Annotated in this window: 21 protein-coding genes; 6 read left to right on the top strand and 15 right to left on the bottom strand. The window is 67.4% G+C overall.

The window, feature by feature from the left end; translation table 11 throughout:
* Positions 1-56 precede the first annotated feature (56 nt).
* From ABGB18_RS34860 to ABGB18_RS34885, 6 genes are all read right to left on the bottom strand, one after another.
* Positions 57-296: a hypothetical protein gene (locus tag ABGB18_RS34860; RefSeq protein WP_347699923.1), complete on the bottom strand. Its 240-nt coding sequence runs from the start codon at positions 294-296 to the stop codon at positions 57-59.
* Positions 293-454, bottom strand: coding sequence for a hypothetical protein (locus tag ABGB18_RS34865; RefSeq protein WP_347699924.1), 162 nt, complete (start codon positions 452-454; stop codon positions 293-295). Before ABGB18_RS34865 ends, ABGB18_RS34860 begins: the two co-directional genes overlap by 4 nt.
* Positions 455-590: 136 nt before the next feature.
* Entirely contained in the window at positions 591-977 is a 387-nt protein-coding gene (locus tag ABGB18_RS34870) for a hypothetical protein (RefSeq protein ID WP_347699925.1), read from the bottom strand.
* Positions 974-1,630: a DUF2637 domain-containing protein gene (locus ABGB18_RS34875; protein ID WP_347699926.1), complete on the bottom strand. Its 657-nt coding sequence runs from the start codon at positions 1,628-1,630 to the stop codon at positions 974-976. The genes ABGB18_RS34870 and ABGB18_RS34875 overlap by 4 nt, the downstream gene beginning before the upstream one ends.
* A gap of 84 nt (positions 1,631-1,714) precedes the next feature.
* Entirely contained in the window at positions 1,715-3,085 is a 1,371-nt protein-coding gene (locus ABGB18_RS34880) for an FtsK/SpoIIIE domain-containing protein (protein ID WP_347699927.1), read from the bottom strand.
* A gap of 96 nt (positions 3,086-3,181) precedes the next feature.
* Positions 3,182-3,511, bottom strand: a complete 330-nt coding sequence (locus tag ABGB18_RS34885; protein WP_347699928.1) for a hypothetical protein — start codon at positions 3,509-3,511, stop codon at positions 3,182-3,184.
* 138 nt (positions 3,512-3,649) lie between these two features.
* On the opposite strand from ABGB18_RS34885, the gene ABGB18_RS34890 reads away from it, so the two are divergent.
* From ABGB18_RS34890 to ABGB18_RS34900, 3 genes are all read left to right on the top strand, one after another.
* Positions 3,650-4,492 (top strand): GntR family transcriptional regulator, encoded by an 843-nt coding sequence (locus ABGB18_RS34890; protein ID WP_347700065.1) that lies wholly within the window; start codon positions 3,650-3,652, stop codon positions 4,490-4,492.
* Positions 4,489-5,187 carry an HAD-IA family hydrolase gene (locus ABGB18_RS34895; RefSeq protein WP_347699929.1) on the top strand — a complete coding sequence of 233 codons (699 nt, stop codon included), beginning with the start codon at positions 4,489-4,491 and terminating at the stop codon, positions 5,185-5,187. The genes ABGB18_RS34890 and ABGB18_RS34895 overlap by 4 nt, the downstream gene beginning before the upstream one ends.
* Positions 5,188-5,640: 453 nt before the next feature.
* Positions 5,641-5,814 carry a hypothetical protein gene (locus ABGB18_RS34900; protein WP_347699930.1) on the top strand — a complete coding sequence of 58 codons (174 nt, stop codon included), beginning with the start codon at positions 5,641-5,643 and terminating at the stop codon, positions 5,812-5,814.
* Positions 5,815-6,403: 589 nt separating this feature from the next.
* Here the strand turns inward: ABGB18_RS34900 and ABGB18_RS34905 are convergent.
* The 9 genes from ABGB18_RS34905 to ABGB18_RS34945 all read right to left on the bottom strand — a co-directional run bounded on the left by ABGB18_RS34905 (position 6,404) and on the right by ABGB18_RS34945 (position 11,895).
* The gene (locus ABGB18_RS34905; protein WP_347700066.1) at positions 6,404-6,751 is read right to left on the bottom strand and encodes a tyrosine-type recombinase/integrase; all 348 of its coding nucleotides are present in this window, start codon (positions 6,749-6,751) and stop codon (positions 6,404-6,406) included.
* Positions 6,752-6,869: 118 nt separating this feature from the next.
* The gene (locus ABGB18_RS34910; protein ID WP_347699931.1) at positions 6,870-7,052 is read right to left on the bottom strand and encodes a hypothetical protein; all 183 of its coding nucleotides are present in this window, start codon (positions 7,050-7,052) and stop codon (positions 6,870-6,872) included.
* A gap of 97 nt (positions 7,053-7,149) precedes the next feature.
* Positions 7,150-7,569, bottom strand: coding sequence for a hypothetical protein (locus ABGB18_RS34915; protein ID WP_347700067.1), 420 nt, complete (start codon positions 7,567-7,569; stop codon positions 7,150-7,152).
* Between the two features lie 41 nt (positions 7,570-7,610).
* Positions 7,611-8,045, bottom strand: coding sequence for a VOC family protein (locus tag ABGB18_RS34920; protein ID WP_138667703.1), 435 nt, complete (start codon positions 8,043-8,045; stop codon positions 7,611-7,613).
* A 270-nt stretch (positions 8,046-8,315) separates the two neighbouring features.
* Positions 8,316-8,702 carry a DUF6461 domain-containing protein gene (locus ABGB18_RS34925; RefSeq protein ID WP_347699932.1) on the bottom strand — a complete coding sequence of 129 codons (387 nt, stop codon included), beginning with the start codon at positions 8,700-8,702 and terminating at the stop codon, positions 8,316-8,318.
* A gap of 63 nt (positions 8,703-8,765) precedes the next feature.
* Positions 8,766-9,017 carry a hypothetical protein gene (locus tag ABGB18_RS34930; protein WP_347699933.1) on the bottom strand — a complete coding sequence of 84 codons (252 nt, stop codon included), beginning with the start codon at positions 9,015-9,017 and terminating at the stop codon, positions 8,766-8,768.
* 157 nt (positions 9,018-9,174) lie between these two features.
* Positions 9,175-9,918: a UMP kinase gene (gene pyrH / locus ABGB18_RS34935; protein ID WP_347699934.1), complete on the bottom strand. Its 744-nt coding sequence runs from the start codon at positions 9,916-9,918 to the stop codon at positions 9,175-9,177.
* A 344-nt stretch (positions 9,919-10,262) separates the two neighbouring features.
* The gene (locus tag ABGB18_RS34940) at positions 10,263-11,516 is read right to left on the bottom strand and encodes a low temperature requirement protein A (protein WP_347699935.1); all 1,254 of its coding nucleotides are present in this window, start codon (positions 11,514-11,516) and stop codon (positions 10,263-10,265) included.
* A gap of 43 nt (positions 11,517-11,559) precedes the next feature.
* Positions 11,560-11,895 (bottom strand): hypothetical protein, encoded by a 336-nt coding sequence (locus tag ABGB18_RS34945; RefSeq protein WP_347700073.1) that lies wholly within the window; start codon positions 11,893-11,895, stop codon positions 11,560-11,562.
* On the opposite strand from ABGB18_RS34945, the gene ABGB18_RS34950 reads away from it, so the two are divergent.
* From ABGB18_RS34950 to ABGB18_RS34960, 3 genes are all read left to right on the top strand, one after another.
* Positions 11,858-12,100 carry a GNAT family N-acetyltransferase gene (locus tag ABGB18_RS34950; protein ID WP_347700068.1) on the top strand — a complete coding sequence of 81 codons (243 nt, stop codon included), beginning with the start codon at positions 11,858-11,860 and terminating at the stop codon, positions 12,098-12,100. The genes ABGB18_RS34945 and ABGB18_RS34950 overlap by 38 nt on opposite strands.
* Positions 12,101-12,149: 49 nt before the next feature.
* Positions 12,150-13,571 (top strand): protein kinase, encoded by a 1,422-nt coding sequence (locus ABGB18_RS34955; RefSeq protein WP_347699936.1) that lies wholly within the window; start codon positions 12,150-12,152, stop codon positions 13,569-13,571.
* Positions 13,572-13,894: 323 nt separating this feature from the next.
* Positions 13,895-14,428: a hypothetical protein gene (locus ABGB18_RS34960; protein ID WP_347699937.1), complete on the top strand. Its 534-nt coding sequence runs from the start codon at positions 13,895-13,897 to the stop codon at positions 14,426-14,428.
* The last annotated feature ends 8 nt before the right edge of the window (positions 14,429-14,436 follow it).

A 14,436-nucleotide genomic window follows, 5' to 3' on the forward strand; every position in this document is an offset into this window, starting at 1 on the left:
CACGGGGGCGGCGTGGCTGCCAGGCTTGAGCCGTCCCGTGGTGGCGTCGTTTTCGTTCAGTTCTGGTTGTCGATGCCAGTACCGGAGCAGTCTCGGCAGGTGTCGTCGTCGTACAGGCCGGTGCCGTTGCAGGTGGCGCAGGCGTAGGCCCGGATCTCGTCGCAGTTCATGGGTGGGTCACCTCCTTGCGGGGTGCAGGGGCAGGACTGGTTGGTCGAGTCGCAGCCCAGGCCGTCGCCGAGGTCACAGCCGTAGCGTGAGCAGCAGGTGCAGAACGGGCAGGGCAGACGGGTCATGACGTGGTGCTGGCGCCGCAGCAGTCGAGGCAGAAGGCCCAGGTGCGGATGCAGGCGGTGTTCTTGCCGCGTCCGACGATGAGGAAGTCCTCGACCTGGCCTTCGCCGTTGCAGGTCCGGCAGGTGGACGGCTGGATGGTCTTGCGTGAGCGGGTCATCGGGTTCTCTCTCCCTGGCAACTGGGGCAGGTCTCGGTGATCTCGGTGATGAGGGTGAGGCCGCCGTTGGGAGCTGGCTGGCTGTGGTAGCCGGTGATCGTGCCGGAGCCGAGGCAGCGACGGCAGTAGGGCTGGTTCATGCCGGGCCGCCCTGTACCGGGACCCAGGCGGCGCGGTTGCCGTTGGTGTGGCGGATGGCGGCCACGACGTAGCCGAGGTTGGTCTCGTCCAGGCTGGTGAGCGCCGGGCCGAGTTCGACGGGCAGGGCGTAGGCGATCGAGAGCGCGATGCGGAGCAGGGCGGCCTCGCCGCCTGAGCAGGGCAGGTGGCCGAGGACGAGTGCGTCGTAGGCGGCCTGCCAGTCGATGACCGCGAACGGCTTCTCCAGGTCGACGGCGATGTTTTGGAAGTCGGGTCGGCGTAGCCAGGTGCCGTGGTGGATCAGCAGTTCCACGGCGGCTTCGAACGGGTAGGAGCCGCGTGCCCAGGAGCGGGCGGCCTCGATGAGGTCTTGGTGGTTCATGCGACGGGTTCCTTTCGGATCAAGGTGAGGATGTCGGCGGCCAGGTCGGCCGAGACATGCATGCGGGTGGCGAGCTGGTCGCTGGTGATGGGCCGGTGATGTTTGGTGTGGTGGTCGTCGGCCAGGCGGCGGGCGTAGGCCAGCAGGGCTGGTGACGGCCCGGACGTGGGTGCGGGTTCGGCTGCTGGCAGCTCGACGGGCGCGAGCTGGACTACCTCGGGGATCTCGGCGCTGGCTTCTGCGGGTTCCTCATCGGCCGGCACCGGTGGGCGATGGGAAGCGCGGCGTTCCAGCATCGAGACCGAGACCAGGAACGCCACCGCGGGAGTGGCAGCGGTGATCCAGCCCCAAACGGTCGGCTTGGCGGTGGCGAGGTTGGCGGCCAGGGTCAGGACGATGCCGCCGGTCAGTACGAGCGCGGGCCAGGTGATCCGGCCGTGTCGGCGGCGGCCGGTGCGCTTGTCACGTTGGAGTTCGCGGGCGGCCATGACGCACATCAGGTCGATGCACACGGCGACCGCCCAGGACTGCCAGCTGAGTTGCCCGTGCCGGGCGGCCAGGTCGCTGATGTGGGTGAAGGAGCCGACGGCGGCGATCACGGCCAGGACCAGCACGGGTGCGGTGTCGAGCGCTGTCGAGCGGATGCGCCTCATGGGCGGGCACCTCCTTTCGGTTTCGGGCATGGGTCGGGTAGGGACTTGACGCGATGGGCTTTCGCCGAGCCGGGTGAGGAGAGGTCAGGCGGGTTCGCCTTCGCGGGCCAGTGCCTCCAGGTCCGCGTCGGTGACGGTCACGTCGTCGGTGGCGGTGAGTAGGTCGGCCCAGGTGGGTGCGAGGTCGGCGTGCGCCTGGGCGGCGGCCTCGGCGACTTGTTCGGTGACGTAGACGGATCGGGCGCGGTACCAGCGGCCGTCCTCGCCGACGACGATCGCGGTGCCGGGCATGTTGGCCGGAATCTGCCGGGCCGCTGCCAGGGCGGCCGGGTCGGTGTCGCCGAGGGTCATGGTCGCGGTCTCGGGGTCGTTGACCCGGTGGCAGACGCGGCCGGAGAGCTGGGATCGCAGGGCGGTGACGCCGGGGCCGAGGTCGGAGCCGACCCGTTGCCCGCAGACGAACAGGTAGACGCCAAACGCGCGGCCGAGCTGCGCCAGTCTGAGCAACGCTGTAGCGGTGGAGGCGATCTCCTCCTTTTCGCCCTTGTGGGCCATCAGGAACAGCTCGGCGACCTCGTCCACCAGGACCACGACCGGGGTGGGCTGGAGGAGTTCGGGCAGTTTCCAGATGTTGCGGACCTTGTGGCTGCGGCAGAGCGCCATCCGGATCTTGACCAGGCAGATCAGGTCATCGAGCAGGCTGGTGCACTCGGCGCGTTCGGTAGCCATCGCCGACAGCCGCGGTTCGTAGGGAGTGAGTTCCACGCCGCCCTTGAGATCGAACCCGACCAGGGCGACCTTCTGTCCGGCAAGGCCGGTGATCAGGGCGTTGAGCAGGGTGGACTTGCCAGACTGCGTGGCGCCGGTGTTGAGCCAGTGCGGAACGGTCAGGAAGTTGAGCACCCAGGGCGCGCCGGTCTCCAGCACGCCCACTCGCACCTTGAGCAGTCCTTCGGACAGGACCGGGATGGAGACATCGGCCAGCGGATCGCCTCTGGTGGCCAGCAGCGTGACGCGGCCAGGTTTCCAGGAGGCCAGCCGTACCGAGTGCACGCGCCAGGCGTGCGCGAGGTTGGACAGGCGAGCGTTGTAGTCGTCGGGCGTCTGGCCGTCCATGAGCTTGACGTTGACCCGGAAGCCGAGGCGGCAGGGACGGACGATGCCGAGCCGGGGCGGCTTGTCCACCTGCACCCGCCGGACTTTGCGCCTGTGCGACAACGAGACAGCCGCGTGTCCGACGACCGGGAGGCCGTCGAGGGTGTAGCGCCAGCGGCGCCGCTTGCGGGTGAGTGTGCATCCGTGGGCGACGTTGCCCCAGGTGAAGTAGACGTGCAGGGCCTTGAGCGGGTAGCCCAGGCAGAGCCAGAGTGAGACGGGGTGCAGCTTGCGCCACACCAGCAGGATCGTGCAGACCGAGGCCACGCTGATGGCCAGCGGTATGAGCCAGTCGGACATACTTGGAACGTTCCTTTCGAACTGCGAGAGGAAGGCCCCGGAGCGGGCGGTTAGCTGCCAGGCGATGCGCCCGCTCCAGGGGTGCTACCGGTGCGGCTAGGCCGCCTTGGGATTGGCCAGGGCGATGGTCTCGGCGCGAAAGCCGAGCCCGGACCGTCCGTTCATCGACCAGAAGAACGCGGCCAGGCCGACCGGCCGAACCTGCACGCCCTCGGGGATCTGCGGGAACGTCTCGCTCGGGAACGTCACCACGATCACCGGGTTGCGCCGGTCGTCGTTCGGCTTGGGCAGGAGCGGGATGGTGTAGAGCTCCCGTCCCTCCGCGTCCCTCTTCACCTCGCCTGTAGCGCGGTCCACGATCTTCGGCTCGGGCTCGCCAGCGACCGTGAACGCCAGGGCGGTGATGTCGACGGGGATGTTACGCATGGTGCTCTCCTTTGAAGGTTGCCTAACTTGGCTAGGCATCTTGCTCGACACCTTCATGTTGCCCAGCATGGCTAGCCATGTCAAGCATTCCCAGTTAACTGGACTAGGCAACCTAGAAGAACTAGGCTGATTTGCGTGATGAGTCTCGACCCGGACGACCCGCGTCCGCCCTACCAACAGGTCGCCAACGCCCTGCGCGCCGCGATCCTGACGAAAAAGATCCAGCCCGGCGAGAAGCTGCCCTCAGGACATGAGCTGGCGCAGAAGTACGGCGTGGCGCGCATGACAGTGCAGCAAGCCATCCGCCTGCTGCGAGACGAAGGCCTGGTGGTGTCGCGCCAGGGGAGCGGCGTGTTCGTCCGCGAACGCACCGAACGGCCAGTCGAGCTGCGACCCCACATCGAGCGGGCCTTCGAGGAAGCCAACGTCTCCATCGACTTCGCCGGCTTCTCCGGCGAAACCCTCAACGGGATGCTCCAGGAACCACTGGACAAGATCCGTCTGGGACGACTCACACCCGACTCGATCAACATCCGCATCCTGGTCCCCGACATGGAACACGCCATGTCGCTGCCCTGCAGGGCCGAAGACCTCGCCGACGATCCAGTGATCCGCAAGCGGGCTCTGCGCATCCAGGAGCGCAGCACCCAGGCCGTCGCCGACGCCGTACACGAACTGGCCGACCTCGGACTCGTCAAGGACGCCACAGTCCAGGTACGCGTCCACCAGACAGCGCCCGCGTTCAAGTTCTACGTGATCAACAAAGAGCGCGTGTTCTTCGGCTTCTACCCAGTGGTCAAGCACACCGTGAAGATCAAGGGCGAGCCGCACGAGCTGTACGACGTGATGGGCAAGGACTGCACCCTGTTCCACTACGAGATCACCGAGGACCCCGCCTCGATGGCCTCCCAGTACGTCGCCGAGGTGCGGCGCTGGTTCGACAGCATGTGGAACACCATCAGCCGCGAGGTCGAGCTGTGACCATCACGCCCGGCGAGATCCTGCGGCAAACGAGCGCCGTCCTGCTGGACTTCGATGGTCCCGTATGCCGCGTCTTTGCCGGCCTACCCGCACCTATCGTGGCAACCAGGCTCAAGGACCTGGTCATCGGCGACGGGGTGGCACTGCCGTCCGACATTGCGGAGCTGGACGACCCGCTCATGGTGCTCCAACGAACCGCGGATATCGCCCCTGCCTTGGTCGACAAGCTGGAGACCACACTCCTGGCGTCGGAGGTAGAAGCGGCCACGACCGCCGAGAGCACCCCGGGTGTACGCGAGTTCCTGCGAGCGTGTGGTGAGGCGGGGCGGCCGGTTGCCATCGTCAGCAACAACTCTCGGCCTGCCATCGAGACGTTCTTGAGCCTGGCCGATCTCGGTGAGTGGGTTGAGGCGATATCGGGGCGCCCAATTGGCGAGCCAGCGCAGATGAAGCCGCACCCCGGATCGACGCTGCGGGCATGTAAGGCGCTCGGTGTAGAGCCGGAGCAAGCAGTGTTGATCGGAGATTCCGACTTCGACATGAGAGCGGCGCAGAGCGCTGGAACACGCAGCATCGGCTACGCCAGCGAGCCGAGGAAGGCCGAGAGCCTGATAAAGGCCGGAGCCGAGGCCATAACCGACAGCATGACGGAGCTAGCGGAAGTGGCTGGCGGGCAGCCGCGAGAGCGGCCGTGATTCAAACCTTCCCTACGTCATCAAGCCGCCGCCCGATGGGCGGCGGGCGGCCGGGCGGTCCGGGCGGGCGTGCGGCCTCTCCGGGCCGGTCCCGCCCAGCCACCCCGCCGCACCATCGACCTCGGCTTACCTGCTGGTAAGGCGCAGCTTACCCCTTGGTATGGGCAGCTTACTTGCTGGATCAATTGTGACTTTTTTTATTCGCGCCGAATCTGCGAGGTCGCGCATCCATCGGCTGGTCATGAGGGGAATAATTGAGCCTCTGACCTGTATATCTAGGCTTGCAAGCCAGCTAAGTACATGCTAGCATGAAAGGTTTTTGGCGTGGCGCGCGGGCATCTTCGGAGAGGCTAAGGTCGGGAGTGTTCCGCCCGGCCAGGGGGCAGACACCACATCTCGACGTCCCTGGCGCGGGCGGCTGCTGCCAGCTCCCCCGTCTACCAGGAGGCCCGCATGCCTAACATACCCGTCCCCAGCAACTCCACCTTCACCGTCGCGATCCTTGCCACGCTCGCGATCGTGCTGACGTTCGCAGGAGCGACGGCGTCGGACGTCACTCAGATCATCACGGCTATCGTCGCGGTGTGCATCATGCGTTCCAACACCGGTCAGTCCGCGATTACCTAACGTGCAGCACGGTCCCGTGCCCGGACCTGGGCGATCACTTCAACTGAGGCCGTGACGATCGCTCACTCCGGGACTCACCGCAAGTGGCTGGGGCGATCGGCTGCCGCGGATCGACTTCGTCGATCCTTGCCATCGAATGAGAGGGCTGGCGAAAGGTGTCATCGAAGCCGAATCGTCGAGCACCTGGTCGGCAGTCTGCGGCAGGTCGAGCCAACCCTCATGGACGCTGAGGTGTAGGTGACCAACCGAGTGACGATGGAGGCGTACGAGCGCGGACGTCCACGGACCTAGCCTGACTGTTTTCGCAGGTCAGACCTCGTTGTGTGCCCTTTCCAGGCCGCGATCAAATGGCTTTGGGATCAAGAGGTCGGGGACGCGGCTGTACAGCAGGTCGTACAGCAACGCCGTCACACGTGATCACATGTCGCCGCTTCGCGATCACCTTCTGAGCAGGGCGGGACCTCGCTGACAGGTGGTCTGCTTTGCCCTACGGATCAGAAGGTTACGGGTTCGACTCCTGTCGGCCGCGCTCCATACGAAAGGCCCCTGAGTAGGCATTATGTCCTCAGGGGCATTTCGCTTTCGATCTTCACCCGGTCTCTTCCGCCTCTTCGGGAGCCACCTGGGGAGCCACCGGCCGGAGTTTCCCCAGGAGAGCGCCGGAAATCGCCTCCGTCGCCGCACGCTTGTCACCCTCCAGCAGCTGACCATAGACGTCCTTGGTGATCGAGATGCTGGCGTGCCCGCGGACCTCAGAGACGACGTGGAGCGGTGTGCCTTGCGCGAGCATCAGCGACGCGCCGGAGTGCCGCAGCTCGTGGGGATGCCAGTGCCCGAGTCCCGCCTTCTTGGCGAGCTTGGAGAACAGATGGGAGAACGTGTCCGGATCAGAGGGGTAGCCGAAACCGTAGGGAAGATCAGCCCGTGATCCATCCAGCTCTCGCCCGCCCGGAGCCGCTCTTGGTTGTGCGCGACCTTGTGCTTCTTGAGCGCTTCGACCAGCTCAGGAGTGAGGCACAGCAGCCGCCGTGACCGCTTCGTCTTCGGCTCCGAGATCACAGCTTGGTCCTCGTCGAAGCCTCCGGATCACGGTTCTTGATCCGCTTGACGGCGTGCGTGATGCGGAGCGTACGCGCTTCTGGATCGAACGCGTTCCACATGAGCCCGAGAGCCTCGCCGCGCCGCAGTCCGAAGACCAGCGACAGCAGCACCAGCACGCCCATGCGTTGATCTTCCACGTGGTCAAGAAGCTGCTTGGCCTGCTCGACGGTCAGCGTCCGTCCTCTTCGGTACGGACACGCGGTGGCATCGACAGCGCGGCCACGTTCCGCCCGATCAGGCCCTCACGCTCCCCGCCTGTCCGATGGCCTTCCGGAGTACGGCCCGCGTGATCCGGATGCTGTTCGCCTTGTAGCCAGCCATGCGCTTGGCCTGCCACAGGGCATCGACCTGGGCCACGGTGAGCTTGGTCAGCTTGTGACGGCCCGACCCCGGCTTGAGGTGCAGCCGTACCGTGTCCTCGTAGTCGTCCAAGGTCCCATCGGAGACGTGGCCGGGCAGGTGGAGCAACCAGCGATCGAGAAACGTGCCAACTGTCAGCCGGTCATCCGGGACGGGAGCACCCTTGGCCAGGATTTCTTTGAGCTTGCGGACCTTCTCGACGACTTCGGCGAGATCCCCGATCTTCCCGAGATCAACAGCGGTGCGGTGCGAAGGGAGAGCCGAAGGACAGCCTTCCCCGTGGGAGCCGATCAGCGAGTCAGGTCTGTGTCGCGTTCAACGAGGTAGACGTTTCGTCAGCTCAGGCAGAACTCGTTGCCCTCGATGTCCTGCATCACGAGGCACGACTCGTTTTCTTCATCGGCGGGCAGGAGCCGCACGCGTTTCGCGCCGAGAGGGATCAATCGTGCGCATTCGGCCTCGAGGGTTGCCAGGCGCTCTGCACCGACGAGTCCGGTGCCGACCCGCACGTCAAGGTGCAGCCGATTCTTGACGACCTTGCCTTCGGGGACGCGCTGGAAGTACAGCCGCGGACCGACACCCGAGGGGTCGCTGCATGCGAACCACGAGTCCCGCTGCTCGGGCGGCAGCGTGCGATTGAAGTCGTCCCAACTGGCGAACCCCTCAGGCGGTGCCGGCGCGACGTACCCCAACACCTCGCACCAGAAGCGACCGACACGCTCAGGTGAAGCGCAATCGAAGGCGACTTGAATCTGCTTAACGGATACCATGGGAAAATCCTTCCATAGATCACTATGCATACCGTAACCGCCCACCGTGCACCCCGGCCGGATTGGCGAAGTCCTGAAAAGATCCACAGCGCTCAGTCTGGGGGGTCAAGGCATGCCTCCGGCAGGAGCGCTCCGGCACCGAGGTGATCGCCACACGGCACTAAACCTAGAAGGGTGGCTGGGGGCTGATCACGCAGGTGGCATCTGTAGGGCGAGCACGCTCCGGTATCTCAACTGCGCCCATCTGACGTCAGATCCATAGGCAATTCATCATCGGATGACACGACATTTCACTGCGGCGGGGTGGGGTGCACGCGAGGTACATCGGGGTCGAGGCGCCAGGCCGCACAGGTAAGTGGACTCCTCCAGCAACTGTGGCGTGAGCTTGACTCCCGTGAGGTGCTCGGCCAGGGCGAATGCCGCCTTGTCGTGGATACTGCGATCGATGTCGTCGCCGAGGTCGAAGCCGACTCGTTGCATCATTGCTGAGAGTTCGTCCGGCGCGCTGCCGCGGCGGAAGGAGGGGAAAAGTGGGTCGAAGGAGAGGCGGATCTCCCCGTCCTCCACCCAGTGGAAGTAACCCACTGCGTTGACGTTACGGGAATGCGAAACGAGTCGCGTGCCAGCCGACAACGGTACGATGGCCTTCGGAGCCACGTCGAGCAGCAGCCCGAACTGCCATGGCCGCCCGCCCCCATGCTGCGGATGCTGGTTCCTTCGTCATTGGATTGCCGCGCCGAGCGGATAACCGGCCAGCAGTTCCCGGACCTGGGGTATGTCCGCGTACGGCCCAAGCTTGCGTAGGACCACGCGAGCCCGGTCGGTGGTGCGGTCGCCGGCCTCGCCGAGGGCGCGCATCGCGGCCTGGGCCTCGTCGTCGCGGGCGTGCGCCCAGGCCAGCCGGTCCAACGCGAGTGCTCGGGCGGGGCCGTACGGTTTGCCTACCTCGAAGACGCGGCCATACCTGCACACCGCCGTCAACGTCGTCGCGAGTGGAAGTTCGCCATAGTCAGCCTCATCGGAGGTGCCATGCTGTCCGTTCCGGTCGGCATCTGGGTCAACAGCATCAGCTGAACCCCCAACCCCCCGCAGGGCCCGTGTCGAGTCCGGCAGGAAGAGAGTGCGCTGTTCAGGCAGTGTCCTCCGCGGTGATGCGGGTCCCGATGTCCTCGCCCTGGCAGATGGCCTTCATGACGCCCACAGCCGCCACGTCGAAGACGTGCATGAGCAGCCCCTGCTCGTTGGCCAGCACGAACGCGCTCTCGTCCATGACTTTCACGCCGGCCGTCAGGGCCTCCCGATAGGTCAGATTGGTGTAGCGCTTCGCGTCCGGGTCGATGTTCGGATCGTTGTCGTACACGCCGTCGACGCCCCGCTTGGCCACCAGCAGCGCATCGGCTTCGAGCTCCAGGGCCCGCTGGACGGCGGGATAGTCGGTGGTGACGTACGGCTGGCCGATGCCGCCGGCGAGGAGCACGATCAAGCCACGTCGCAGGTGCCGATCGGCGCGGAGCCGGATGAAGGGTTCGGCCACGCTCTGCATGGGCACCGCGGTCATGACCCGCACATCGGTCTCTGAGCGTGCGGTCAGCACTCCACGGAGCATCAACGCGTTCATGACCGTGCCCAGCATGCCGATGTTGTCGGCTTCCGCCCGGCCGATGCCCCACCCTTCCGCCATCCTGCCGCGGAAATAGTTGCCGCCCCCGATCACCACGGCGACCTCGACACCGAGTTCGCGCACCGACAGGATCTCGTCCGCCAGTTGCGCAAGGATGTCCGGATCCGTGCCCCAGCCGGTGGCTCCGGCAAGCGCCTCACCACTGAGTTTCACCACAACACGCGAGTAACGACGCACACCCGATCCCTTCACCGGGGCCGCTCACTCGGCGGCCCGGCCAAGGATATGTGGAGCCGTCCACCATCAGTGGACGACGGTCGCCCGTGTCGTACGCGGGGCAGTGAGGAAACCCGCCGCGTGCTCGCCCTGGCCGCCACGGCCGGCAGCAGGAGGACACCCCAGAACAGCAGCTCTCCCGGTACGTGCTCCAGCGCGTACGGTCCTTCCAGCGGGAAAGAAGCCGAGACCGGCGCGGAGCAGAACCAGCCAAGGGTCTGCCTGCCGATCCCGGAAGTCGTGAGGATCACCGGTCCGGACGCTGCCAGAACCGCACCGAAACGGAGTGCCAGGGCCATCGGGGACAACGCCGTCGCTCGTCAGTCCCGTGCCAGCGCCTCGGCCACGTGCCGGTGGCCGATCGTCTCGTAGCCGACCACCGTCACGGCCGGCGCGAGCATCAGCACCACCAGGCACCACGACATGCTCATGCCCAGCTCGGCGCAGACCACGGCGAGCACCACCACACCTGCGGTCCCCGCCAGGAGCAACAGGTGGAACGGGTCTCGGTGCCGCATGAAGATCGAGTACAGGACGTACAGCATGAGGACGAAGAACGACATCGGCACCGCGACCGTCAGCACGGTGGCGGTCGTGTCCAGGGTGGCGACGTGTTCCAGGAAGTACGCCGCGACGTGGAGGCCGGCTCCCGTGGCGGCGATGGAGCCGAACAGCAGGATGTGGCCGGCGCTCCACACGTAGGCCCGCTCCCGGTGTCGCTCCAGCACCTCACCCCAGGGCACGACGAAGTACATCCACCAGATGCCGAACGTGAGGCCGATCCCCGCGACGGCGAGCAGGGCGACGTCCGCGGTCCAGCCATGTTCGGTGTGCACGAGCGCGTTGAGGGCCGCGACCGTGCCGAGCACCCCCTCGCCCAGCGTGATCAGCACGAGCAGGCCGTGCCGCTCCGCGATGTGGTGCGCGTGCCACGGCGTGGGGCTGCGGCGCTGGGCCAGTACGGGGCCGACCAGCTCGACGGCGAACAGTACGGCGCTCGCCGCCAGGAACGCCGCGAAGGGCAGGTCCACCAGGGCCACCGTCACCCAGCCGACCTGTGCGACGCCGATCGTCCACATGAACTTGCGCGCCGCCGGCAGGCGCCCGGGGTCGTGCCGGGCGACCAGCGCCCAGAGGAACAGCATGGACACCCGCATCACGACATATCCGAGCACCATCACGTCAATGTCCGGGGACGCCCCGCGGTCGATGGACGCGAACATCTCCGCGATGCCGAGCGCGTTGACGATCACACCGACCATCTGCACCATGGTGGCGACCCGGAACACCCAGTCGTCGTTGTCGTACGCCGAGGCGAACCAGGAGTAGTTCATCCAGGCCCAGGCGACGGCGAAGACCGCGAAGCAGAAGCCGGTGATCGCCGTGCCGAGATGACCCTCCGCCAGGTAGTGGGCGAGCTCGTTCGCGGCGGTCCCGAACGCGACGACGAACGTCAGGTCGTACAGGAGCTCCAGCGGGGTCGCGGTCCGGTGCGACTCCTCCGGGTTCCGGCCCGAGAGCGGCCGGTGCCGATGGTCCCTGCGAGGATCCCTGCGGTGGTCAGCCTCAGCCATGCGGCGATCCTCCCATCGAGCGAGAAATGCCGGAAACGGAAGTTCATGCCGCGGCCATCCGCCCGGTCCACGGCTGGGCGTGACCGCCCGCGACGATCCCAGCCGAGCGCCACCACAGGACCCGCTTCACGTTCAGCGGAGGGGACGGGATGATGATCGTGTGCTGATCGAGCGTGTTCGGGCGATGTGGGCGGGTCTGGCGCAAGTGCCGGTGGAAGTTCCGCGAGCCGGCGAGACGCAGGTCGTGGTCGCCCCCCGGTCGCTGCTGTGCCCGCCGGACTGGGTGGGCCTCGTGTGGCGAGATCAGCTCGGACGCCTTCGTGGTCAGGGAGGGGGCCGACGTGATCTCCGGCTGCGGGTATCGGCCCTGGGTGGACACGGTGGCGCATCTGTCGGTGTTGACCGCTTCGCACCGGCGCGGCCGGGGTTACGCACGGATGGCCGCCTCGGCGGCCGCCGCAGACGCGCTCGATCGGGGGCTGGTGCCCCAGTGGCGTGCGCGGGTGGAGGCGTCGCGACGCGTGGCCCGGGCCCTGGGGTTCCGTCAACTGGGCAGGCAGGTCAGTCTGCGGTTGCCGGTTTGAACGCGTAGTCCACCCCGGCCCGACAAAGCCTGTAATAAGGTCCTTTACCATGCCTGAGCCGCTGTATCCGGATGATCCTCCCGCGATCGCCCAGTACCGGCTGATGGGCCGCCTGGGTGCCGGCGGGCAGGGCATCGTCTATCTGGGCCGGGCCCCGAACGGGCAGTACGTGGCGGTCAAGGTGCTGCACGGCGCGGTCTCCGACCAGGCACGGGAGCGGTTCGCCAAGGAGCTGGCCGCGGCCCGGCGGGTCGAACCGTTCTGCGTCGCCCAGGTGCTCGACGCCACGTTCGAGGGCCGGCGGCCGTACATCGTCACCGAGTTCGTCGAAGGGTTGTCGCTGCAGCAGGCCGGCGTCCACCACGGCCCCGCGCTCCACCGGGTGGCGGTCTCCACCGCGACGGCGCTCACCGCCGTGCACCGGGCCGGGATCGTGCACCGCGACTTCAAACCGGCCAACGTGCTGCTCGCCAAGGACGGGCCCCGGGTCATCGACTTCGGGATCGCCCGCGACACCGAGGCCTCCCTCACCGTCACCAGCAGCATCGTCGGCACCCCCGCCTACATGGCGCCGGAACAGCTCGGCGGCCACTACACGGGGCCCGCCGCCGACGTGTTCGCCTGGGGCTCGGTGATGGTCTTCGCCGCCACCGGCCGGCCGCCCTTCGGCACCGACCACCTGCCCGCCGTCGTCGCCCGCATTCTGCACGCCGCCCCCGATCTCGGCGACCTGCCCGAGCCCCTGCGTTCCGTCGTCACCAACTGCCTGGCCAAGGAGCCGTCCCGCCGCCCGACCATGCAGGACGTGCTCCTCCAACTGCTGGGCGAGCAGCGCGTACGTCCGCCTGTCCCGTCCGACCTGGTCGCCGACACCCAGCCGAACGTCCGCCCGTCCCGCCTGCGCACCGGGCTCGCCGTGGCCGGCACCGCCGTCGTCGCCACCTCCGTCACCCTCGCCGCGACCGTGCTGCTGCTCCGCCCGCCGCAGGGGCAAGGCCCGGACCCCGGGGCGGCCACGGATCCACCCAGGTCCGCGGCCTCCGAACCAGCGCAGGACCCGGCACAGAATCCAGCGCAGGACCCGGCACAGGACCCGGCAAAGGACCCGAAGCGGGATCCAACCCCCACGGGGTCCTCGCCTGCCCCGACCGCCGGGAACGCGACCGCCGACCCGGCCTCCGCGGCCGTCGTCCTCCGTAGCCTGCGCGCGCCGGGCAAGAAGGGCGGTTGCCATCCGAGCGGCGTGCGCCCCGTGGCCCGGGGAGAAATCGTCGACGACATCGACCCGATCAGGTACCGCTGGGTGCTCGACGGCCGCGAGAGCGGCGTGAGCACCACGTTCGCGCCCAAGGGCCCCTTCAGCTTCCCCTCCCGGTCCGGCTTCACCGAACCCGGCACCCACAAGGCCACGTTCTGGCTGCTCCGCCCGGGCACGCCCCGGCAGATGACCATCACCGTCAAGGTCTGCTGACCCTGAGCCGGGTCGGCCCTTGGGGCATCCGGCCAGCCGCTTCTTCACCTCGCGGTCGAACCGTACAGTGCCGTCATGGACGAGCCACCTGACGTGGCGGACGACCGGCCCTCCGCCTGCCCCGCGTGCGGAGCCGGGCCCGAGCAGCCGACCGACCCGGACCGCGTGTGGGCCGGCGTCCGCTACTGCGGACATCCGAGGTTCTACGACCACGGGCATCGCGACGGCACCTGCCCGTGCCTCGCGGACCGCTGGGTTCGGTCCCCCGGCGCCGGCCGTCGGCGACCCGATTCCCGTCGGCCGGTGGTGCTATGGTCGCGATCATGGCCAACCGCTCCTACCTTTACTCCGCGGACTCACTCCCCACCCCGGAAAACCTGCCGAAGCCGGTCCGGTGCGTCTCAGAGCACAACTGGAGCATCCCGCTGGCGCACAAGATTCTGGTCGGGCGCGAGACGACGGTCGTTCCGTCCATGATCTGGAATCCCCGCATCGGCATCGCCGCTGATTTCGCCCGCGGCGCGGAGCTGCTCGGCGACCTTCTTCGCGTGGTGGGTCAGGGGCTCGCGGACGACGAGTTCACCGCGTGCGTCGACAAGGCCATGGCTCATCTGGACAAGCAGCGGGGGAAGTTCTTCCTGCTGGAGACCGGGGAGATCGTCTCGCTCAGCGGCGGCGACCCCGAGGAGGCGGTGCGCGACCTGGTCACCCACGACATCCCCGACGCCGTGGCCCAGGCCGAAGCGGCGCTCGCCGGGGACAATGAGGAGTGGCTGACGTCCGTACGCGCCAAGTGGCAGGAGCATTTCGCATCCTTCTACAGCGAATGGCTCTATTTCTCCTTCCCCGATGACTGACCAGAGCT

The sequence above is a fragment of the Nonomuraea sp. B12E4 genome, from assembly GCF_039871825.1.
Lineage (GTDB): Bacteria > Actinomycetota > Actinomycetes > Streptosporangiales > Streptosporangiaceae > Nonomuraea.